We start from the raw sequence: 21598 nt of genomic DNA on the forward strand, positions 1-21598 counted from the left end.
TCGCAAAAATAGCATTTTTTAGACACGCAAGTAACGCCCACCTTGTACGCTGATGAGACCCAATAGCTCAAGCTCCATCAGCTGCCCGATCAAAACGGGTGCTTCAAGCGTGGTGGCCAGCAACAGCGCATCCAAATCTTGCCCATGCCAATCAAGCTGCTCATATACTGGCTGCAAGTGTTTGGGAGCCACAGGGTCCGGGTGATGAGCTATCGTAGATGGCAGCGGGCTCTCTGCAGTATTGGCAACCTGTGCTGATGGTGTGGCGTTATCATTATCAGAAGGTGTGCGTTTGTTCAGCGGAACGCGACTACCAAAACCTTTCTGGTGGCTAAGCTGACTACTGACATCTTCAATAACCTGCTGAGGATGATAAATCAACGTCGCCCCTTCGCGTATCAAATGGTGGCAGCCTTCAGCATTGCTATTGTCAATATGGCTTGGCACCGCAAAGACTTGCTTGCCTTGCTCTGAGGTCAAGCGCGCGGTAATCAGCGAGCCACTTTGAATGGTGGCTTCGGTGACGATAGTCGCTAGACTGAGTCCTGCGACCAAGCGATTACGGCGTGGAAAGGTATGCTTGTGCGGCGGCGTATGCGGTAGCAGCTCACTGATGATACAGCCACCCTGCTCGATGATTTGACTAAATAGCTGGTCGTGATGATTGGGATAATTGACATCAATTCCTGTGCCCATTACCCCGATCGTCCGGCCTTGATGGGCTAAATCTGTCTGTGCCAGTGCGCCTAGATGTGCGCGTTTATCCACCCCCATGGCCAGCCCGCTGGTGACAATGTAGCCTGCCTGCGCTAAGTACTGCGCCATATCAAAGGTGATTTTTTGTGCGTGGGCGGTGGGCTTGCGACTACCGACGATGGCGATTTGGGCTTGGTGCAGACGAGAGAGGTTACCGCGATAAAACAACACAGGCGGCGGATCATATATCTGTAGCAGCTGGGCAGGATAGTCCGCTTGATCGGCAAACAGTAATCCATAGCGCCCTTCTACGCGTGCTTGTTGGATTTTGTCGATATTAGCGCGTGTTTGCGCTGGCTGCTCATGGCGTTTGAGATGGGTATAATGAATACCCAGCTGCCGCCAAGCCTCTACTGTCGCCGTCCACGCCAGCTGTGCACTACCAAAGCTCGTCGTCAGCTTGTGATAAGCAGACAATGACGCATTCACCTCATACCATAGCGCCACTATGGCGCGCTGCTCGTCTGATAAAGAAGGGGTGACTGCTGTCATCATCGTTTGGCTCGCCTCCGCTAAGATCGGGTGCTCATCTCAAAACCTTGTACTGTATTTGGCGTGTTTATAAATATGGCGGCGGTAATAACCGATCACCGACATTCAGTGGCAGCTCAGAATCCAGTACATAGGCATAGCTGATATGTTCAAACGTATTAAAAACCATCAGCATCCCACTTGGCTCGTTTGGCAAACGCACTGGCGTATCATTGTCTCTTATATCACGCACCAACGGTCCTTTTTGGTACACAGTCAATACATCACCAGGTTTGGCACCATGCGTACTACCAAGGTTGATGGCGACCACGCTGCCTTTTGCTGCGGAGCTGATCGAATCCATCACTCGTACGATCATACCGCCACGACTGACGCTGGCTGGGGTTGGATAAAACACAGGCGGGATCGCATTGTCTAATTCTACAAATACCCGATCACCTTCGCGCACTTCTTTGCCATAGCTGTCTGTCAGTTGCAGGCTAGTGACGCCGTTGCTTTCTGTCGATGTCACTAGGCCTGTGGCCACTTGGGTAACTTCAAGACCGATGACTTTTTGGGTTTTTGGCTCGACGTATCTCTCACCTTCACGGTAAATGCCATAGCGTTGCCCCACGATCAGTGGTACGCCTTTGGCATAGACCTTGTCACCACTGGCGGTGATTAAGTTGCGGTTTTTAGAAGCCAAGATGTATGGCGTGGTATTAAAATCTTGTGGATCGACAATGATGGTCTTATCGAGCCAATGCTGAATTGCTGACCACGGAATAGGAGGGATACTGTTGGCCGTTGAGGTCACAGTGACCGCACTGGCGGTGACATCACCCATCAACTGCTTTTCGATTCCTGCACAGCCTTCGCCCGTATCGACACCGACCAAGGTTTTACCCTGAATCACGCACAAGATAAGGATGTCGTTTGGGTAGATCAGATGCGGGTTTTTGATTTGTTTATTGGTTGCCCAAATCTCTTTCCAGCGCCACGGGCTGTCTAAGTAGCGCCCAGAGATATCCCATAAGGTATCGCCTTTTTTGACGATGTAGCGATTGGGGGCATCGGCTTTGATGGTAGGTGGTGGATTATTGGCGTAGGCAGTACTCATTAGCATGGCACTGCTAAATGTCGTGATCAACAGTGCTTTTGCTATCTTTTTTAAGCTCATCTTCATTGTTATATCCACAATATGTACCGCTGTCGCCGCCTTAACAAACCCTACTTACGTCTATACCTGTCAAGCCCTTCGATTATATATTCGTAGAGACTCAGCGCAGTTTACAGACACAGCAATGCAATTATTATGACGCCTATTGGGCAGCTGTTTTTTGTAATTGACTGATGTTTATGGCTAAAAAAGCGTCTAGCACGATGATGACTTGCCGACGCTGTTTCTCATATTACAATTATATCTACCATAACACAATCATAAACACTTTATTACAATACCGTAACCTTTATGTGGATGATTTCCTAGATTTGCTTTTTACAATGAGCGTTAAATACCTTTATTAATTACGCTGGGTTTGCCGTTACATGTTGACGAATTTGTTCAGCGACCAGCTCAGCGTCGTTGTCTAATACCACGACATGCTGCGGCAAGTCCTCTAGCCCCTCGGTATGCGCTGGACGAGCAATCTGAATTTGCCCAACAGCCTCAACAATGGTATCGGCAAACTTTACAGGCAAAGCAGTCTCGGCACATACGATAACTTCTCCTGCGCGTTGTAATTCTTTAGCGACTTTAATCCCATCGGCAGTGTGCGGATCAACCAACTCACCATGCTGCTCATAAAGCGCCTTGATGGTTTGTAAGCGGTCGCTATGGGTGGACTTGCCAGCAGCAAAACCATAACGTGTGTTAACTGCTTCCATCAAATCAGACAAATCAAACCCTTGGCCGGATTTTACGCCTTCAAACAACGCATGGACGCGCGCGCTGTCTTTGTCGAGCAGTAAATAGACAAAACGCTCAAAATTAGAGGCTTTTGAGATATCCATCGATGGACTAGAGGTCACGTAAGTCTGCTCAGCTGGGCGCGGCTGATAGGCACCTTGATTAAAGAAATCATTGAGCACATCGTTTTCGTTGGTGGCGACGATAAGGCGATCGACTGGCAGCCCCATCTCACGAGCAATGTGACCGGCACAAATATTGCCAAAATTGCCCGATGGTACGCTAAAGCTGACTTTTTCGTCATTGCTTGTGGTGACGGCAAAATAGGCCTTAAAGTAATAAACGATTTGCGCAAGGATACGGCCCCAGTTGATCGAGTTCACCGTACCGAGATTATAAGCGGCTTTGAATGCCGCGTCCTGTTGCAGCGCTTTGACGATATCTTGACAGTCATCAAACATACCGTCGATGGCGATATTATGGATATTGTCATCAGTCAAACTATACATCTGCGCACGCTGAAACTCACTCATCTTGCCATGAGGTGACAGCATAAAGACTTCGATATTTTCTTTGCCGCGTAGCGCATACTCCGCCGCACTGCCCGTATCACCACTGGTGGCACCAATGATGGTAATCCGCGCGCCTTTCTTTTTCAACACGTATTCAAAGGCATTGCCCAAAAACTGCATAGCCACGTCTTTAAATGCCAGCGTCGGACCATTGGACAATCCCAAAATATACAGGTCGTCTTCAAGTTTGCGAACAGGGACAATCTCATCAGAACCAAATACGTCAGCGTTATAAGTACGCTCGATGATATCTTGCAAATCAGCCGCCGGGATATCCGTGGCAAAGCGCTGCATAATCGCCATGGCAAGCTGCGGATAGCTCAGCGTACGCCACTCATCAAGGGTAGCGCTATCAATGCTCGGATACTGCTCAGGCAGCATCAAACCACCATCTGGCGCAAGCCCCATCAAAAGCACATCACTAAAATCCATCGGTGCTGTCTGACCACGGGTACTGATATATTTCATGAGATTGTCCTGTCTACAATGATGTTTTTCAATATTTAAAACGGTTTATTTAGCAGTTTTATGCCATTGTCTTCTGTAGCAGCGCATAATAAAAACCATCGCCACCATCGCGATCTATCGGCAAGCATTGACGCCCGATCGCTTGTTCGATACCCCAACTACACGCCTCGGTAAACGCAACCGCCGCCGCATCGTCATGACGACTGACAAAGTCTTGCATTTGCAGGACGTTTTCTTGCTTTAAAATAGAGCAAGTCACATATAACAAGTAACCGCCGACTTTGAGCTGTGGCCATAGGTTTTGCAATATTTCTGCTTGCAATAACGCAGTCTGCTCAACGTCCTCTTCGGTACGCAAGAGGCTGATATCTGGATGACGACGAATCACGCCGGTCGCCGTACAAGGCGAATCCAGTAATATAGCATCAAATACGCCGCTGTTTTTAGCAGAATCTTGCTTTTTAGACGCACCACCAGTGCTGCGCCAGCGGGTTGCATCGGCGCAGACGATATCTAGGGCAATACCACTGCTACTTTGTGCCAAGTCTGTCTGGGTAAAGTTAAGGCGCTTTAGGTTGTCATAAATACGCTCGATGCGCGATGCTTCGTTATCGATAGCGGTGAGCTTAATGCCCGTAGGCACTGATGTCGCCGCTGTATCGTCTTGTTTCACGTGAAACAAGACTGACGCATCTTCAGAGCTTAATAATTCTAGCCAATGCGCCAGTTTGCCCCCAGGTGCCGCGCAAGCATCTAAGATATGCAGCTCATTATTATCTAAGCCCGCCTGAGACTGATCAGCGCTCACCTTACTCATCAAAGCACGATGGATAATCGGTGCCGCAAGCTGCGCGTGCATGTCCTGTACACTCACGATGCCGTCAGCGAAGTCAGGCAAGGCGCTGACAGCAGTGCTTTGGCGTAGCCGCAGACCTATAGTCGCTAGGGTAACGGGCGCAGCGTTAGAGGCACTAGGTAGACGAAAACCTGTGGTCATCTTGGTCAGCTCTGTCTCAATCTCTACCCCGTTTAACGCTTCTTGATACTCTGTAACTGAGCTGGCCGCCGCGTTTACTCGTAAAAACATCGGGGCTGGCTGCCGCAGTCCTTGTGTCAGCGCATCATACTGATCGCTCCAGTCTTGCTTGAGCTGATAAGCAAGCCAGTTCGGCAGGCTGTGGTTCTTATTGCATTTTTTGCGAAACTTATTGGGGTTTTTGGCGACCTTGCGCAGGATGGCATTGATAAGACCAGTCGCATGAGCAAAGCCGACCTCTTTTGCCGCCTCCACCGTTTCGTGTATCGCGGCGTGGTCAGCGACTTCTAAATACAGTAGCTGCACCAGACCGACCTGAATGGTGGTACGAACCTCGACTTCATCGATAGGGTTGTCCGCCAAACTATCCAGCAGCCGCGCCAGTGCATGCCACTGGCGTAAGGTCGTCAAAAGTAGCGCATGGGCAAACCCTTTATCACCATCGTGCAAGCTGTTGAGCAAAGGGTCAAGAACGCTTGCCAACGACTGCCCATTTTGAATGGCCAACAAGGTACGTATGACTCGTACGCGGACACTGCCATTCATAATCAGGTTGCTTGAGGGTTTATGGTTTTTAGACGCGGGGCTGGGATGTCTCATTGAGTTGCTGTTCCTTGACGTATGCGCGATAGCGTCTGATAAAGGTTAGATAACTTATAACTAAAGTACATTAAGCTTAATTGAATTAGTTTGATTCTTTGGTGAACTGGTCGCCATCATTTAATTGGTTGCCATGGCAGACTTGCTCTGCTGTCATCGGCTTGCCACCTGCAAACTGCAGATGAGTAATGGCCAATGTCCCACTCGCCTGCTCAGTATGACTGGCCGCCAAGCTATCGTCTTTGCCACAAGCGACCAATATCGCTTTGCGTCCAACACTGATGATGGTACCAGCGGGCAGTTCGGTTTGCTGCGAGGGGTTGACAGGTAGGCTGGCTAAAATCTTCACACGCTGACCATTGAAAAAAGTATAAGCGCCTGGCCACGGTGTCAGACCACGAATTTGACGCTCAATCATCGTCGCCGATTGTGCCCAGTCAATCTCGCCTTCGGTTTTGACAAGCTTTTCGGCGTAATTCGCTTGACTGTCATCTTGCGCGGCGGCTTGGTCTTGGTAATGCGCCAAATCCTTTAACACAGTACCGATGGCGTCCGCACCCAATGTTGCCATTTTGTCGTGTAGGCTGGCTGCCGTGTCATCAGCGGTGATAGGCGCACTGACTTTGTAGAGCATATCACCGGTGTCTAGTCCCTGATCCATCTGCATAATGGTAATGCCAGTCTCACTATCGCCTGCCAAGAGTGCACGATGGATGGGCGCTGCACCACGCCAGCGCGGCAGTAGCGAAGCATGAATATTAAGACAGCCATAAGTGGGTATCGTCAGTACGCCCGCAGGTAGTATCAGCCCATAAGCGGCGACAATCATCACATCGGGCTGATAGCTACGCAGCGTCTGGCGGGCCGCCATGCCTTCGGTGCTCGATTTTTTAAAGGTCGGTGGCTGCTCTACCACGATATCATGGGCGAGCGCCACTTGCTTGACCGCTGAGGCGGCCAGTTTTTGCCCGCGGCCCGCTTTGCGATCAGGCTGGGTATAAACCGCCACAACCTCTATGTTGAGTGCTTGTTGCTGGGCAATGAGCGACTCGAGGCTGACCGCCGCAAACTCAGGCGTCCCAGCAAACACCACACGTAATGGCGTGCTAGAAGTCGTATCGGCAAGGCTAGATGAGGAGGATAACTTAGAAGCAGGAGCAATTGTCGTCATAATCATGCATTATATAGGGTTCGGTGCTTCATTATAGGTGAGTTTGGCGTATTGTGCCATGATTGTAACCTCGCCTACTCAGCGTTACTTACGAGGTCCTTTCGCTTTATAATAGGCGCTATAGACAATAAAACAGCGATTGTTTTGCTATAGATAACCGTCATTGGTTATATTAAAGACATTGACTGCTTTATCATGGTAGTAGTCATGCCACATTTATCCTGCCAAGTGACGATATAGGACCTCGCTTTCATGCAACAGTTTCAGTCCTTACAGCGCTTATTGTTATTTTATGTCCTAACGTTGCTGGTGATGCTAGTACTGTATTATGTTATGTTGTTTGATGGTATGAGGCAGTATCAACAGCAGCACAGCGTCGATACTTTTTTTACCTTACAACACGAGATCACTGAGCATGCCGTGCTACGAAACGATGAGCTAAAGGGAGTTTTGGCGCATCCGGCACTTAACGGGGTCAGCTATCAGCTTATCTTTATGTTGCCCTCGGGACAGACATACATTCATCGTGATACCCGTCCGAACGAGCCTGCGTTTTCGACAGTGACGTTCCCGACTGTCAGAGCCTCTGCTCAAAATAATGGCGCTTATACGCTCAATACGCGCAATCTGACGGGCACCATTGAGCTAGATAGTGGCCACCGGATATATATGATATTGCGTCATAAGCCGCTTGATATCGACTGGATCTCTTATAAATACTGGTTGCCACTGATGGCAGCCATTGGGTTGTTTATTACCGCACTGCTATACATGCTCAAGCGCCGTACTAACTGGGAGCAGCTATTACGCTATACGGATAATTTGAGTGATAATGCAAAAGAAACCTATACCCCGTCGCCATTTTTAGAAAGCCAATCTACTACGGAGTTTTTACGATTAGGTCATGCGCTCGGCCGTATCAATTATCAGCTACACAACGACTATCGGCGTATCAAAACCCTCAAGCACCGTCTCGAGCGCCTGATTGAGCAGGCGCCATTACCGATGGCAATGATCATGCGCCACGGTCAAATCAGTTTTTTTAACCAGCGTTTTGAACAAGTCTTTATCAGACCTGCGCACAGCAGTGGCAGCGCACAGCTGACAGACTTTGTCATTGGCAAAGATGATACCACCCAACTACTGCTACAAAGACTGGTCAATCTGCGCGTCACACGTACGCTAACCGTGCTAGGAATAAAAGACCAGCAAACCTATCAGCTGCATGTGACGCCATGGTTTGGTGAGCATGGACAGGTACATGGCTTTACCGTTTTGCTCAATAATATCAATGAGCTGGCCAACCAAACAGAGCAGCTACGGCTAAAAAACCAACAATTACAACAAAAAATCGATGAGTTTAGCGAGCTGCGCTCCATCATGGGGCGTAAACTGCGCCTACCACTGGAGTCGTTGATAGACACACTCGAGCCTATCGACCCTAGCACCTTGACCGATAAGCAAAACCACACGCTTGAGACACTGATAAAAACCAGTCACTATATGCTCACCACGCTCGACAACATGCTAGATATCGGCGATATAGAGGTTCGAAAAACCCGCCTGAACATAGCGCCTGTCGATATTTATAAGCTTGGGCAAGAAGTGGGTGACGCGGCCGTAGATCATGCGCGCCAGCAGGGGCTAGAGCTTATTTATTTCTTTGATCCAGAGTGTCCACGTGTGATCGACACAGATCATACACGCCTGCGCCAGATACTCTTAAATCTACTTCATAATGCGATCAAGTTTACTCCCTCAGGCTACGTCGCCTTGGCGATCGATGCTATCAGTCCTGAGCAAGTATCTCAAATCAATAAAGGCAGCCTACTACCGATCAATGAACAGGTAAAAGCGCAGCAACCGCACTACTGGGTACGTTTTAGTATCAAAGACTCAGGCACAGGTATCGATATCGCCAAACAGCATCAGTTATTGAGTTGTTTTAATAAACAAAGCCCGTCCCTTCAGCAACACAACAACCTCGCTTATCACCATGGTATCGAAGCGGGCTTGGGCTTAAATAACGTCAATAGTTTTGCCCGTTTGCTTGGCGGTTTTATTGAGCTAAAAAGCGCGGTCGATCAAGGCAGCACCTTTAACCTCTATCTGCCTTGTCGGCAGCCAAGTTATCAGCCGATTTATCACCCTCACCAGCACTTACAGCATATTCATCTTATCGCCGTAGTCAACCAAACCTTGCTGTCCGATTACTTGCGCCGCTTGTGCCAGTATTTATCGATTCCAGCGACGATCTATACCGATGTTGATAGTGCCACCATCGAGCATGTGGCCGAGCGGCTTGGCAAAGACGCCCAAAGCCTAGCGCCCATCTTGTTATTGGATTATGAATACTACACTGACCACACCGCCATAAACCTCTCTGACCCAGTGGCAGAGCAAAGCGACAAACTGTCCGCCGAGACCTCTATCAACGAATCGAAGACCGCAGCAAAGAGCCCTGCATCAAAGACACAGGCAACCAAAGAGTGCCTGATACTGGCCAGCAACGATAGACGCCAAGCACTACATAACTTATTGTCTAAAAAATCACTGCCTAAGATTTTGTGTAGCATGAAGCCTGAGCGCCGTATTCCCTCTGCCCTGCTGGATCAATGCGATGGTTTTTTATTAAAACCCCTAGAGAGCGCCCTCCTGCTCTCTGAGCTGACACGACTGACGCTACCTGTTCGGCAAACCTTGACCACCCAAACGCCAAAAAACGACATGACGGTGGCCGCGCCCCTACACAAGGATGACGTAGAGCCGCTGATACTGGTGGTAGAAGACAGCCCAACCAATCAAAAAATCGCCTGTAAAATCTTAAGTAAACTGGGTTATCGCAGTATCGTAGCAGAAGACGGCCAACAAGCGCTTGAGCAGCTAAAGGCGCATCGGGAGGATATCTCGCTTATTTTGATGGACTGCCGTATGCCAGTCATGGACGGGCTACAAGCCACGCAAGCGATTCGCGCGCAAGGGGATGATATTGCAATCGTCGCCCTAACCGCGAACAGCTCAGACGAGGATCGCGACGCTTGTATACAAGTGGGTATGGACGAGTTTTTATCCAAACCTATCAATAAGAAAAAGCTCGAGGCTGTGCTAAAACATCTGATAAAACACTAAAATCCCGCTTACTATATCTATATCTGTATCTATATCCAAAAAAAAATAGCGGGTTAATATCAAAATATTAACCCGCTACCTGACTGGCCTTTGTGCGCATCGTATAGTAAAAGCAAGGCTAATAGAAGTTTTTGTAGCCTCTGTCAGCAACGGCACAGCACGCCAGAAAACGTTTATCAGCCTTGCTGGTTAATCAATGCCTGACTCTTTTATTTAGAATCGACGATACCTACGCTTTAGCTTATCACTACTTCATAAAACCATTATCGGCTAAGAATGCCTCGGTGATTTGGCTTTGCGGACTTGGTGCGTTTATGTCACCAGCTTGCGACTTATTTAACAAACGTTCCAAATAGCGGGCGACGATATCTACCTCGATATTTACCTTACTGCCGACCAGCCAGTGTTTGGCGATATTGGTCACTTGCGCCGTATGCGGGATGATATTGAGACAAACCACATTGTCACGTACTAGGTTGGTGGTTAGACTGATGCCATCGACAGTGATAGAGCCTTTGGTCGCGGTATAATGCGCCAGCTCTTTTGGGATCTCAATCTCGATATAGATAGAGCGCGCGTCTTGTTGCAGTTTACTAACGCGGCCGACCCCATCGACATGACCTGCGACGATATGACCACCAAAGCGCGTGGTGGGTAGCATCGCTTTTTCCAAATTGACGATATCCCCAGGCTTTAGGGTTTCCAATGCAGTACGAGCAATTGTTTCACGTGAAACATCGACAGAGTAAGATTTATCGCCAATCTCTACCACAGTGAGGCAGATACCATTTGAGGCAATAGAGTCGCCCAATTTGACATCACTAAAGTCTAGCTCGCTTGACTCTATCGTCAAGCGTATGTCACCGCCGGTAGGCTGCATGGACGTGACTTTTCCAACACTTTCTATAATTCCAGTAAACATAGAGACCTCGTATCCTAATTTTTTGCTGTTATAAGCGTTTAACAATAGTGACGATTATTACAATGGTATCCAATAGATGATAAATGCTAAATGATGACTACTTATCAATAGACAATGAACGAGCATCGCTTTTATCTAAATATTTCCTAAAAGCACTGTCTTTTAAGCGTGTAAGGGGATAAGTTGTGGATAAGTAACAATAAATCAAGCCTGTCTGCGATAAATCCTTATTTTATACAGAGTTATCCACAAACCTTTGCATTTTTACTATTACACTATCAACAGCATAACATCAACGTAAGTATATGATTTTTATAAATTATTTATAAAAAAAACAGTAAATCAGGGCCTTTTTAGTTTCACATGAAACAGAGTTATACACAGTTTCATGTGAAACAGGTGCGCCCTTCAGGCAATGCCACTATCTAGATAACTATTTGACCCTTTATCTATAGGGCAGGTATCTTGACCTTAGTATTCAAGGCTTGTGGATAAGGTGTTTATAACTTATGATCTATAAAGGATACAACGTCAGCTTAAGATCAGGGCCGAGTTGCTCATGGCCGCTCATTTTAAAACGTAATTGTTCAGATAAAGACAGCGGATGAAAATTCACCATCGGCCGCGCCGCTGCACCTAACAGACAAGGCGCTTGATAGACAATCAGCTCGTCTACCAGCTGTTGGCATAAAAAACTACCTGCGACGCTAGCACCTGCCTCTACCAATACATCATAGCATTGATGCTCACTGACCAGATGCCTTAACAGCTCGGCTAAATCGTCATTACGCCAATAAAGCGTATCTGCGCGGCGGCATAGTTGGTATTCTGATTGCGCGTTGTGCGCTAAGCGCTGACGTCTATCGAGTACGACCACCTTAGGAGCCGGAACTTGCTCAGCCGGCACGTCCAACTGAGTAGAGCGCACGTTGAGCTGTGGATCATCAGTAACGACGGTCTCACTGCCAGTGATAATGGCGCCACTTAGGGCGCGAAGCTTTTGTACGTCCTCACGAGCCGCTACCGAGGTAATCCATTTTGACTCGCCTGTCGCCATCGCAGTACGGCCATCGAGACTGGTGGCAATCTTAAGCCGAACGTAGGGCATCTGGGTGCGCATCGCCTTTAAAAACCCATGGTTTAATGCTTCTGCTTGCTCTGTCAATACGCCAACAGTGACTGCAATGCCGGCCTGCTCTAACAGCTGTACGCCGCGCCCCGCTACTTGCGGATTGGGATCGAGACCAGCTATCACCACCCTCTGTACGCCTGCCTCTATCAAACCTAAAGCACAAGGCGGCGTACGTCCTGTATGGCTACAAGGCTCTAAAGTCACATAGGCGGTGGCACCAACCGCTTGCGCACCAGCATCTTTGAGGGCAAATACCTCTGCATGAGGCTGGCCTGCCTTAGGATGAAACCCTTGCCCGACCACCATTCCTGCCTGAACAATCACGCAGCCTACCGCCGGATTGGGTCTTGTGGTATATAATCCTTGCTTGGCTTGCTCAATCGCCAGCATCATAAAATAGCGGTCTTGTGTAGCTTGCGCATGGTTAGAATTCGACATAATAATTGGCTTCATTTATAAAGAATATGTAGGGTGTGTTGAACATTCAACCATGGCACTGACAGAGACTATTTTTCATTGGGGCGAATATTGGCAATCTCTTGATGAAACGCATCGATATCCTGAAAATCGCGATAGACACTGGCAAAGCGTACATAAGCGACATCGTCCAGTGTCTTTAGCTCACTCATGATGATCTCGCCCAGTACCTTACTACTAATCTCGCGCTCCCCCATTTGCCTGACGCGCTTTTCGATTCGGCTAATCATTGCCTCTTGCTCATCAATGGTGATGGGGCGCTTTTGTAAAGGCAATAAAATAGAGCGGCGCAGCTTTTCGTTGTCGTAGGGCTCAATCTTGCCGCTAGATTTGATGATACGCGGCATCACAACCTCCACCATCTCAAAGGTGGTAAAGCGCTCTTGGCAGCTATTGCACGAGCGGCGGCGACGCACCTGCGCACCCTCTGCCGCCAGACGCGAGTCAATCACTTTGGTATCTGACGCGTTACAGTAAGGGCAGTGCATAGCGTTTCCTTATTTTGATATTAAGAATACATAGCGTCATTTATGAGGCTGAGTTTGATAGCTGACGTACTTTTAAAAGTTGATACGCGAACTTAAATAGCCAATCAGTAGCATTATTTGCCAATACAAAAACTACCAAATATCTTACCTAGTAAGTCATCAGCACTAAACTCTCCGGTGATCTCACCGAGGCTTAGTTGTGCTTGACGCAGGCTCTCAGCCACCAGCTCCCCGGCTTGAAAGACCGTCAGCTGCTCATGCGCTTCTGTTAAGTGCCCAGCTGTCCGTCTAAGCGCATCTATATGACGCGTACGGGCGATGAGGCTATTCTCTGGTGGATGAAAACCAACCTTAGCACACAATGTCTCGATCAATGTCTCGATACCAGTGCCTGTTTCACATGAAACATTGACTTGCTCATAACCACGCTGAGTGATTTCGTTTTGTGAGCTCGCCTTTTGCGCTTTATCGTGGGCATCAGTGAGTAAGTCGCTTTTATTGGCGATAATCAGTAGTTTTTTGGCTTCTGGGAGCTTACCAAATAGCTGCTCTGCCAGCTGTAGCGGTGTGCTGTCTTCTGCAAGGTCGCGGCTGACATCGTAGACCATCAGTAGCATATCGGCTTGTGTGATTGCGGTACGCGCGCGCTCAATTCCGATGCGCTCGACAGTGTCGTCGGTATCGCGCAGACCTGCAGTGTCGGTGAGGTGAAGGGTCAGGCCTTTGAGGACGACGGTCTCTTGTAGCGTATCTCGCGTGGTGCCTGCCACATTGGTCACGATGGCGCGCTCTTGCCCTGCCAGACGATTAAGCAAGCTTGATTTGCCCGCATTAGGCCGCCCTGCCAACACCACATGAATCCCATCGCGTAACAGCTGGCCTTGTTTTGCCGTTTCCAGCACTTGCCGGATTTTATCTTGCGTTTGCTCAAGCTTGTCTTGAATCACGCCATCCGATAAAAAATCAACGTCCTCTTCATCAGGGAAGTCGATAGCAGCCTCGACGTGCAAACGCAAATGAATAAGTTGCTCTAATAGCTGATTAATCTTTTGCGAAAACTCCCCGCTGAGCGAGCGGATGGCACTACTGGCAGCAGCGGCACTGGTTGCATCAATGGCATCAGCGATTGCTTCTGCTTGCACCAGATCCAATTTATCATTATCAAAAGCACGATAAGAGAACTCCCCTGCACCCGCTTGCTTGGCACCCAACTCAAACACGCGGGCGAGCAGCTGGTTTTGCAAAATCATGCCACCATGCCCTTGCAGCTCGATCACATCTTCACCTGTAAACGAGTGCGGGCCTTTGAAGTACAGCACCAAGCCTTCATCAACGATAGTACCATCCGCTTGATAAAATCGGCAAAAACTGGCCATGCGCGGTGTAAATGCTGTCTTGCCCGTCAGCTGACACGCAATATCATATGCACGCGCACCTGATAGCCGTATCACGCCGACACCGCCGCGCCCAAGCGGCGTCGCAATGGCGGCAATCGTAGCCAATCCTGATGGATGAGGCGTATTAGATGTAGCAGGTACGGCTTGCGCCAGCTCAAAAGAATCCACAGTCATTCTCATCAGTTAAAAGTCCCATTATAGACGGCTAAAGAGCGACTGACAAAGCCAAACTTAATATAGCAAATCTTGCGTTTACCGGTGTATGACAAAGTGATTGTAAAATACTAACAAATAAAAAAACCACCGCCGCTGCGATGGTTTTTAATGAAAACTAAAAACGTGAAGTGATTTAATCAAGTACCTTAGCGGTACGACGTTTTTGTTCTTCTTCAACTTTTCTGTTGACGATATATTGCTGCGTCATACTAAACAAGTTGTTCACCGTCCAATAAAGCACCAAACCTGCTGGGAAGAACAGCATAAAGGCGGTAAAGATAATTGGTAAAAACTTCATTACCTTCGCTTGCATCGGATCAGCTGGCTGCGGGTTTAGCTGCTGCTGTACAAACATCGATGCACCCATCAGCAATGGTAAGATAAACCAAGGATCCATCGCCGAGAGATCTTGGATCCACAAAATCCAAGGCGCGTGACGCAGCTCCACACTCTCAACCAATACCCAGTACAAGGCTAAGAAAATCGGCATTTGCAGCAAGATAGGCAAACAACCCGCCATCGGATTGACTTTTTCTTCTTTATATATTGCCATCATCTCTTGCGACATTTTCATGCGATCGTCGCCGTACTCTTCTTTTAGTGCCTGCAGTCTTGGGGCGATAGCACGCATCTTCGCCATCGAATAGTAACTTTTATTCGAAAACCACATAAGAGCTATCTTCACCAAAATCGTCAGAACAATAATGGACCAACCCCAGTTGCCAATGACTTTATGAATGCCATCAAGAATCGCAAATAAAATCTTAGATATTGGCCATAACAGACCATAGTCGACAGTTTGATTGAGCCCCACGGCGACTTCTTTAAGCTCAGACTGCACCTTTGGTCCTGCGTACAAGGTTGCATTGAGCGTCACTTGCTTGTTTGGCGCGACATTGACAGGCTGGCTATTAAAGCCGATAAAGTAGTCGTTACCTGTCTCGCGGCTAAAGAACTTACCCGTGAAGTTGTCAGGCGTCCAAGCAGAAACAAAGTAATGCTGCACGATACCCACCCAGCCTTTGTCACTGGTAGTGGTCAGCTCACCGTCGTTGAACTTACCAAACTTTAGCTTATTATAAGGGTCGTCAGGCGTACCCCAAGCACCGCCTAGATAAGTCGCCATGCTGAGCACGCCTTTATCAGACATACCAGGATCTTTGCTGTCATCACGCTTGAGCTGCGCAAACATTTGCCCTTGCCACGCATTGTTAGAAGCGTTTTGAATTTGATAACTGATATCGATCGGATATTTATCTTGGGTAAAGGTAAAGGTCTTAGTGATCGTTACGCCATCTTTTTTGTAAGTGAGCGGTACCGATAGCGTCTGCTGGCCTGCTTCCATCACATAGTTGTTGGCAGTGTGGCTATAAACCGCGCGACCTTCTGCGGTGTCGATACCATCTTGACCAATCAGACCCGACTGCGCCACATATACCCGATTGTTATTATTCTCTAATAACACAAAAGGCTTATCACTATCGAGCGTTGCATCATACTGTTTGAGCGCAGCATAGACGATATCGCCGCCTTCTGGATTGATTTTTATATCATAGCGATCTGTGGTGACTGTGATTAGACCTGCGTCTGTCACTGGCGCGTCAGTGACGCCGCTCGCATCTACAGGCATCGTCTGTACTGGAATGTCACCTGCTGCACCAGTGGTAGACGGGATGTCAGCACCCACTGAGGTGATAGTTTCTGGCACCGTATCTACAGCTGGCGCATCGGCATAATCATCTCGCCATGCCAAAATCAGCAGATAAGCGGTGATTAGCATCGCAATGATGATCATCACCCGAAATATCTTTTGCATAAATCTTTCCTAGATTGAAAAATTAGGGAATGAAAAATCAGGCATGTATCATGACCACCGCACAGTATTCACCCGTGTTTGAAGCGGCAATATCAGTAGTCAATCACATAAAATGTTCATCATTTTACTAAAAAACCGCTCTAAATGATACAAGAGTGTGGATAACTTGTGGGTAACTAAAGCGTTATCCTCAGCCAGTCCAAACGCAGGTTTGCTCAGAGCACGCTCATTAGATGATTTAAACGTGAAACATAGCTTGTGGTGTCTCTAAATACATACAAACCTTGAGCAGTATGCCGAGCAGGGGATAAGTATTGATAATGATAACTAGACAATGGTAACGGCACAAAATCAATGCCATGTCCGCCTAGAGGATGACAGCGACTTAGGCGCTTTAATAGCAGCCAGCTACCCGACCACCCCCCATGCCATGCCAACGCCTGCTTGCCATAGTTAGAGCACGTTGGATAATAACGACAACGCGCCGGTATAATAGGGCTTATTATCTTTTGATAAAGAGCAATGAAACAATAAATAAAATTATAAAAAATATTATTTATTATTTTTAGTAAAAATACCATTTTATTTTTTTTCTATTTTTTTTAAAATATTATTTATTTGATTTTTTAAATCTGTATTATCTATACCTTTCAAAGGTTTTTTTATTATAAAAACAATATCTTTGTTTTCTAGATTAAAAGACTTGATACGAAACTGCTCACGTATTTGGCGTTTGATTAGATTGCGCATCACGGCCGTGGGTACTTTACGCTTGGTGATCGCCATACCTACGCGTGCACCTCCATGCGTGTTAGTACGTACAAACGCCATCAAATGGCTTTGATGAAGTTTACGCTCTGGCGCATCAAACACCTTTTTGAACGCTGTAGGCGTGAGCAGGCGCTGCGCTTTGGTAAAGCGAGCATTGGGGGTCACTAAAGCAGTATGGGGCATAATCAACCTAGTTTTAGAGCTTACGATGGTAGCAAGAATAATAGCGTAAATATCAAAGCAAAGTATAGAGACAAAAAAAGCGCCGATATAGGCGCTTTTAATATATGACGATGTGTTAGTTGTGAAGACTGACTATCGCAATCTATAATTAATAGAAACACAACAAGCACATATGGCCATGCTTATCGCTATCTACTGATTATACAGTAAGGCGATGACGTCCTTTAGCGCGGCGACGGGCTAAGACCTGACGGCCTTTTTTAGTTGCCATACGTGCACGGAAACCGTGAGTACGTTTACGCTTGATCACGCTTGGTTGGAATGTACGTTTCATAACTCACCTATCAAAATAATGGGACTAAATTCGTAATAGCGAAGGATTATACCATTCCCTATTATTTTGGTCAATAAACTAATTTGCTTTATGAAATTATCGTTGAATCCGGTAAAGACCTCTGTATGTCTCAAATAATCTAGACACTTAAACATAATTTATCTAGTAGTAACTGTCATCCAAACAGATATTTAAGAGTCTCAAAATTGTTTAGTTATCCACAGTTTTCTACCAACTCCATAATAATTAATTATTAATATATATAGATATTGTTGTTATTGGGGACGGTCTTTTCTGTGGTTAACTTATTATTTATCTTTTATATCAGTTATTTGTGCTATGGGTAAGGTTGTGGATAACTTGTGTATGGATTATGGATAACCGAGTGTTTTTACTTATCCCCAAAAGTATCCACAGCCTTATCCCCAAAATAGAGGATGTTATCCACAGGCGATTTGTGGTAGATTATCACCTTGTTTGGTGGACAAGAGACAGCATGTGGCTGTCTTTTTATTTGATTATCAAAAGCGAGCAAAAATATCGATGCTGGTAGTAGCGAAAGGCTTGCCTCTGGTGTCAGTTTGCTAGGGATTTGATATTAACGAGGTAATGGGTTTCATGATAGATACAGCCACTATTTGGGATAAGTGCCTAAATGACTTGCGTTACAGCGTCAAGGACAACGTATTTACCATGTGGTTACGGCCACTGTCAGCGCATCAAGAGGCCAGTAGTTTAATTATTCTTGCGCCCAATGATTATTTTGTAACTTATATCAAAAAAAATCATTTACAAGATATTCAGCAGCTGGTAGCTAAGCACAGCCAAGGCAGTATCGAAGAAGTGGTGGTGCGTGTAGACAATGCTGGTCGTCAGGTAGAAGACAACCCACAAGTGCAGTCAGGCTCTCTGTTTGTAGAGGATATCCCCTCCCCTACCCTTACTGACCAAAATTTTCAGACCGCGCATCATCATATGGCAAAGGCTGACATCGATACCAATACGCGTCAGGCAGAATTAATTGGCTCTGTTGATGCAAAATCGCTTAGCTATCTCAATCCTGACTTCACCTTTGAGACCTTTGTCACTGGTAAGTCTAACAATTTGGCTTACAAAGCCTGTTATGAGCTTGGAAAACGTCAGTCAAAAAACCGGCACAATCCTTTATTTATATACGGGCCTTCTGGTTTGGGAAAGACGCATTTAATGCATTCTGTTGCACATCGCTATTTAAAAAACAATCAAAGTTTTTATTATTTCACTTCCGAAAAATTTATTAATCAATTAGTTTATTCATTAAGAAATAATAAAATAGAAGATTTTAAGAAAAAAATAAAAAAAGTAGATTTGTTGATTGTAGATGATATTCATGTATTGGCTGGAAAGACAAAAAGTAGTAATGAGTTTTTGACGTTATTTGCTGACTTCACAAGTGGTGATAAACAGCTGATTTTGGCATCTGATAGACATCCCTCACAGATGACAGAGTTTGATGAGCGCTTTAGGTCGCGCTTTTCTTGGGGGCTGACGGTGGCTGTTGATCCGCCTGAGATTGATACACGTGTACAGATTTTGCAGAAAAAAGCGGCTTCTTATGGGATGACGTTGCCTAAAGAATGTGCGCTTTTTATCGCGCAAAACGTCGTCTCTAATGTTAGGCGTTTAGAGGGCGCCCTAAACCAAGTATTTGCCAATGCCAACTTAACTGGTGCGCAAATCACACTAGAGATGGTGCAATATGCCCTAAAAGATATCGTTGCCATGCGTGTACAAGCAGTCAATATGGATAACATCCGCAAAATCGTCGCTGAATATTATGATGTGACAGTAAAAGACATCATGGGGCGCAAGCGTACCCGCAGTATCGCAAGACCGAGGCAAATAGCCATGGCTTTGTCACGTGAGCTGACGGGCGATAGTTTTCCAGAGATTGGTCAGTCGTTTGGCGGCCGTGACCATACGACAGTGATGCACGCTTGTGATAAGGTCAATGAGCTGCGTGCAGCAGACCCAGCGTTTGATAAGGATTACAAGACGCTAGCCCTTATGTTACAAGCAGGTTAGCAGCTCTCAGTCTTACTATGTTTTAGCGCCATGATATGGTTTATACTGTAGTCAATCCGACATAACATTGGCATATTTTATGTCATAGGCTACTGGTATGAATTTTGTCCAGCCTCTGTCGGCACAGGCATAGCGCGCAAGAAAAATAAATACCAGTAGGACAGCACCTATTTTAAAGTAGTTTAATTCTATCAATGTCTAGGCAGGCGTATGCTTTATAGATTATCGTCAGTAGACAGGGTATGATTAAGCCACTATTTGTATAGTTGATTCACTGTAAAAGCGATACAGTGCAGATGGTATGAGTTTTGCCCAGCATCTGTCATCGTAGACACAGCAAGCAAGGAAATTTTGTACCAGTTGCACGTTCAGATGAGCGTATCGATTTTATTTCGAACTGACTGTAGTTTATTTTTGTAAAAAAAGAATCCTTTAAATAAGAGTAACTAAGCATGCAATTATCGATTAATCGAGAGTCGTTACTAAAAGCTATTAATTTGATCGCCAAAGCTGCTGATAAGCGCCATAATATGGTCATTTTAGGCAATATTAAGTTGCAGCTATCTGAGTCGCAGCTGATCTTGACGGCGTCTGACCTAGAGGTCGAGCTGACATCGACATTAAAATTGCCTGCCGGTGCTTGTGTTGCCGCAGGGACGACCACGTTACCTGCCACTAAGTTAAAAGATATTTGTAAATCGCTGCCAGCTCAAGCTCAGATCAATTTGACCACGCAAGAAAACGAACGCTGTTTGCTGACCAGCGGCAAAAGCCGCTTCACTTTGGGCACCTTGCCAAGTGAAGACTATCCAAGCCTAGGCAATCCAGAGAACATCACGCCGCTTATCATCAGTCGTAGTCGTCTGACGGATCTGATTCACAAGACTCAGTTTGCGATGGCTATCCAAGATGTACGTTACTATTTGACTGGTATGTTGTTCGATGTCTCTCAGCAGCAGCTGACCACGGTGGCCACCGATGGGCACAGATTGGCATTGGCGCGTAGTGTGATCGATGTCAGCAGCGACCTAAATATGCAAGCTATTTTGCCGCGTAAAGCGGTCATTGAGCTTGAGCGCTTGGCCTCTGAGCTGGGTAAAATGCTAGGTGATAAAGACAATCCTGTAACCCTAAGCTTTGGCCGTGAGTTTTTGCAAGTCAGCTTGCCATTTGGTGAGGTGGATAGTGCAGGGCAGGTCAGTGATGATTTGGTAGTGACTTTTACCGCGCGCCTGATCGATGGGAAATTTCCTGATTACCGCCGAGTCATGCCGAGCAATACGGATAAGTTGGCGCTGTTTAATCAAGAAAAGATGACAGAAGTACTGCGCCGTGTGGCAATTTTGAGTAATGAAAAATCTCGCGGTGTGGTCTTTAATTTTGCCACCGACGGTATGGTCGAAGTACGCGCCAACAACGCTGAGCAAGACGAAGCGGTCGAGGTGATTCAGGCGAAATATCAAGGTGAGCCGATGGAGCTGTCGTTTAATGCCGCGTATCTACAAGACGTATTGGGCGTCATCCAAGGTGATGTACAAATGCATATGAGTCAATCCAATGCCTCGGTGTTGGTCAATCAGCTAGGTGATGAGTTTCATCAGTATGTGATTATGCCAATGCGTATTTAGTGTTCGCAGTTTATTCCTACTATAGTCATACACTATAAAAATGTCATAGCGCTACTGG

At 46.7% G+C, this 21598-nt stretch carries 16 protein-coding genes; 3 read left to right on the forward strand and 13 right to left on the reverse strand.

Going from position 1 to position 21598, the window contains the following annotated elements:
- Positions 1 to 18: 18 nt before the first annotated feature.
- From dprA to fmt, 5 genes are all read right to left on the reverse strand, one after another.
- Positions 19 to 1251, reverse strand: a complete 1233-nt coding sequence (gene dprA / locus C6W44_RS04865) for a DNA-processing protein DprA (RefSeq protein WP_105244445.1) — start codon at positions 1249 to 1251, stop codon at positions 19 to 21.
- Positions 1252 to 1315: 64 nt separating this feature from the next.
- Complete coding sequence (locus tag C6W44_RS04870; RefSeq protein WP_105244446.1) at positions 1316 to 2413, reverse strand: LysM peptidoglycan-binding domain-containing protein; 1098 nt, start codon at positions 2411 to 2413, stop codon at positions 1316 to 1318.
- 341 nt (positions 2414 to 2754) lie between these two features.
- Positions 2755 to 4176 carry a threonine synthase gene (gene thrC, locus C6W44_RS04875; RefSeq protein WP_105244447.1) on the reverse strand — a complete coding sequence of 474 codons (1422 nt, stop codon included), beginning with the start codon at positions 4174 to 4176 and terminating at the stop codon, positions 2755 to 2757.
- A 58-nt stretch (positions 4177 to 4234) separates the two neighbouring features.
- A complete protein-coding gene (locus tag C6W44_RS04880) occupies positions 4235 to 5812 on the reverse strand; it encodes a transcription antitermination factor NusB (RefSeq protein ID WP_105244448.1) in 1578 nt (525 codons plus the stop codon).
- 85 nt (positions 5813 to 5897) lie between these two features.
- Positions 5898 to 6983 (reverse strand): methionyl-tRNA formyltransferase, encoded by a 1086-nt coding sequence (fmt, locus tag C6W44_RS04885; protein ID WP_105246467.1) that lies wholly within the window; start codon positions 6981 to 6983, stop codon positions 5898 to 5900.
- 252 nt (positions 6984 to 7235) lie between these two features.
- Between fmt and C6W44_RS04890 the strand changes: the two genes are divergently transcribed.
- Complete coding sequence (locus C6W44_RS04890) at positions 7236 to 10112, forward strand: response regulator (RefSeq protein ID WP_105244449.1); 2877 nt, start codon at positions 7236 to 7238, stop codon at positions 10110 to 10112.
- Positions 10113 to 10359: 247 nt separating this feature from the next.
- On the opposite strand, the gene C6W44_RS04895 is transcribed toward C6W44_RS04890, so the two are convergent.
- The 8 genes from C6W44_RS04895 to rpmH all read right to left on the reverse strand — a co-directional run bounded on the left by C6W44_RS04895 (position 10360) and on the right by rpmH (position 17848).
- Entirely contained in the window at positions 10360 to 11034 is a 675-nt protein-coding gene (locus tag C6W44_RS04895; RefSeq protein ID WP_105244450.1) for a riboflavin synthase, read from the reverse strand.
- A 514-nt stretch (positions 11035 to 11548) separates the two neighbouring features.
- Positions 11549 to 12604, reverse strand: a complete 1056-nt coding sequence (gene ribD / locus C6W44_RS04900; RefSeq protein ID WP_105244451.1) for a bifunctional diaminohydroxyphosphoribosylaminopyrimidine deaminase/5-amino-6-(5-phosphoribosylamino)uracil reductase RibD — start codon at positions 12602 to 12604, stop codon at positions 11549 to 11551.
- Between the two features lie 68 nt (positions 12605 to 12672).
- Positions 12673 to 13131 carry a transcriptional regulator NrdR gene (nrdR, locus tag C6W44_RS04905; RefSeq protein WP_058369796.1) on the reverse strand — a complete coding sequence of 153 codons (459 nt, stop codon included), beginning with the start codon at positions 13129 to 13131 and terminating at the stop codon, positions 12673 to 12675.
- Positions 13132 to 13244: 113 nt separating this feature from the next.
- The gene (gene mnmE, locus C6W44_RS04910; protein WP_413772316.1) at positions 13245 to 14702 is read right to left on the reverse strand and encodes a tRNA uridine-5-carboxymethylaminomethyl(34) synthesis GTPase MnmE; all 1458 of its coding nucleotides are present in this window, start codon (positions 14700 to 14702) and stop codon (positions 13245 to 13247) included.
- Positions 14703 to 14877: 175 nt separating this feature from the next.
- The gene (yidC, locus tag C6W44_RS04915) at positions 14878 to 16560 is read right to left on the reverse strand and encodes a membrane protein insertase YidC (RefSeq protein WP_105244453.1); all 1683 of its coding nucleotides are present in this window, start codon (positions 16558 to 16560) and stop codon (positions 14878 to 14880) included.
- A gap of 215 nt (positions 16561 to 16775) precedes the next feature.
- Positions 16776 to 17141, reverse strand: a complete 366-nt coding sequence (yidD, locus tag C6W44_RS04920) for a membrane protein insertion efficiency factor YidD (protein ID WP_105244454.1) — start codon at positions 17139 to 17141, stop codon at positions 16776 to 16778.
- A gap of 1 nt (position 17142) precedes the next feature.
- Positions 17143 to 17514, reverse strand: a complete 372-nt coding sequence (gene rnpA / locus C6W44_RS04925; protein WP_105244455.1) for a ribonuclease P protein component — start codon at positions 17512 to 17514, stop codon at positions 17143 to 17145.
- Positions 17515 to 17713: 199 nt separating this feature from the next.
- Complete coding sequence (rpmH, locus tag C6W44_RS04930) at positions 17714 to 17848, reverse strand: 50S ribosomal protein L34 (RefSeq protein WP_007394757.1); 135 nt, start codon at positions 17846 to 17848, stop codon at positions 17714 to 17716.
- A gap of 618 nt (positions 17849 to 18466) precedes the next feature.
- On the opposite strand from rpmH, the gene dnaA reads away from it, so the two are divergent.
- Positions 18467 to 19912, forward strand: coding sequence for a chromosomal replication initiator protein DnaA (gene dnaA / locus C6W44_RS04935; protein WP_105244456.1), 1446 nt, complete (start codon positions 18467 to 18469; stop codon positions 19910 to 19912).
- Between the two features lie 452 nt (positions 19913 to 20364).
- The gene (gene dnaN / locus C6W44_RS04940) at positions 20365 to 21540 is read left to right on the forward strand and encodes a DNA polymerase III subunit beta (protein ID WP_075101301.1); all 1176 of its coding nucleotides are present in this window, start codon (positions 20365 to 20367) and stop codon (positions 21538 to 21540) included.
- Positions 21541 to 21598 lie beyond the last annotated feature (58 nt).

Source organism: Psychrobacter sp. Marseille-P5312, assembly GCF_900291405.1.
In the GTDB taxonomy this organism is placed as follows: Bacteria; Pseudomonadota; Gammaproteobacteria; order Pseudomonadales; family Moraxellaceae; genus Psychrobacter; species Psychrobacter celer.

Excerpts from the sequence above, each read along its gene's own strand:
- nrdR (WP_058369796.1), bottom strand. The coding sequence starts at position 13,131 with ATGCACTGCCCTTACTGTAACGCGTCAGATACCAAAGTGATTGACTCG.
- dnaA (WP_105244456.1), top strand. The coding sequence starts at position 18,467 with ATGATAGATACAGCCACTATTTGGGATAAGTGCCTAAATGACTTGCGT.
- ribD (WP_105244451.1), bottom strand. The coding sequence starts at position 12,604 with ATGTCGAATTCTAACCATGCGCAAGCTACACAAGACCGCTATTTTATG.
- yidC (WP_105244453.1), bottom strand. The coding sequence starts at position 16,560 with ATGCAAAAGATATTTCGGGTGATGATCATCATTGCGATGCTAATCACC.
- dnaN (WP_075101301.1), top strand. The coding sequence starts at position 20,365 with ATGCAATTATCGATTAATCGAGAGTCGTTACTAAAAGCTATTAATTTG.
- mnmE (WP_413772316.1), bottom strand. The coding sequence starts at position 14,702 with ATGACTGTGGATTCTTTTGAGCTGGCGCAAGCCGTACCTGCTACATCT.
- C6W44_RS04895 (WP_105244450.1), bottom strand. The coding sequence starts at position 11,034 with ATGTTTACTGGAATTATAGAAAGTGTTGGAAAAGTCACGTCCATGCAG.
- C6W44_RS04870 (WP_105244446.1), bottom strand. The coding sequence starts at position 2,413 with ATGAAGATGAGCTTAAAAAAGATAGCAAAAGCACTGTTGATCACGACA.
- rpmH (WP_007394757.1), bottom strand. The coding sequence starts at position 17,848 with ATGAAACGTACATTCCAACCAAGCGTGATCAAGCGTAAACGTACTCAC.
- thrC (WP_105244447.1), bottom strand. The coding sequence starts at position 4,176 with ATGAAATATATCAGTACCCGTGGTCAGACAGCACCGATGGATTTTAGT.
- yidD (WP_105244454.1), bottom strand. The coding sequence starts at position 17,141 with ATGGTATTTTTACTAAAAATAATAAATAATATTTTTTATAATTTTATT.
- fmt (WP_105246467.1), bottom strand. The coding sequence starts at position 6,983 with ATGACGACAATTGCTCCTGCTTCTAAGTTATCCTCCTCATCTAGCCTT.
- C6W44_RS04890 (WP_105244449.1), top strand. The coding sequence starts at position 7,236 with ATGCAACAGTTTCAGTCCTTACAGCGCTTATTGTTATTTTATGTCCTA.
- C6W44_RS04880 (WP_105244448.1), bottom strand. The coding sequence starts at position 5,812 with ATGAGACATCCCAGCCCCGCGTCTAAAAACCATAAACCCTCAAGCAAC.
- dprA (WP_105244445.1), bottom strand. The coding sequence starts at position 1,251 with ATGATGACAGCAGTCACCCCTTCTTTATCAGACGAGCAGCGCGCCATA.
- rnpA (WP_105244455.1), bottom strand. The coding sequence starts at position 17,514 with ATGCCCCATACTGCTTTAGTGACCCCCAATGCTCGCTTTACCAAAGCG.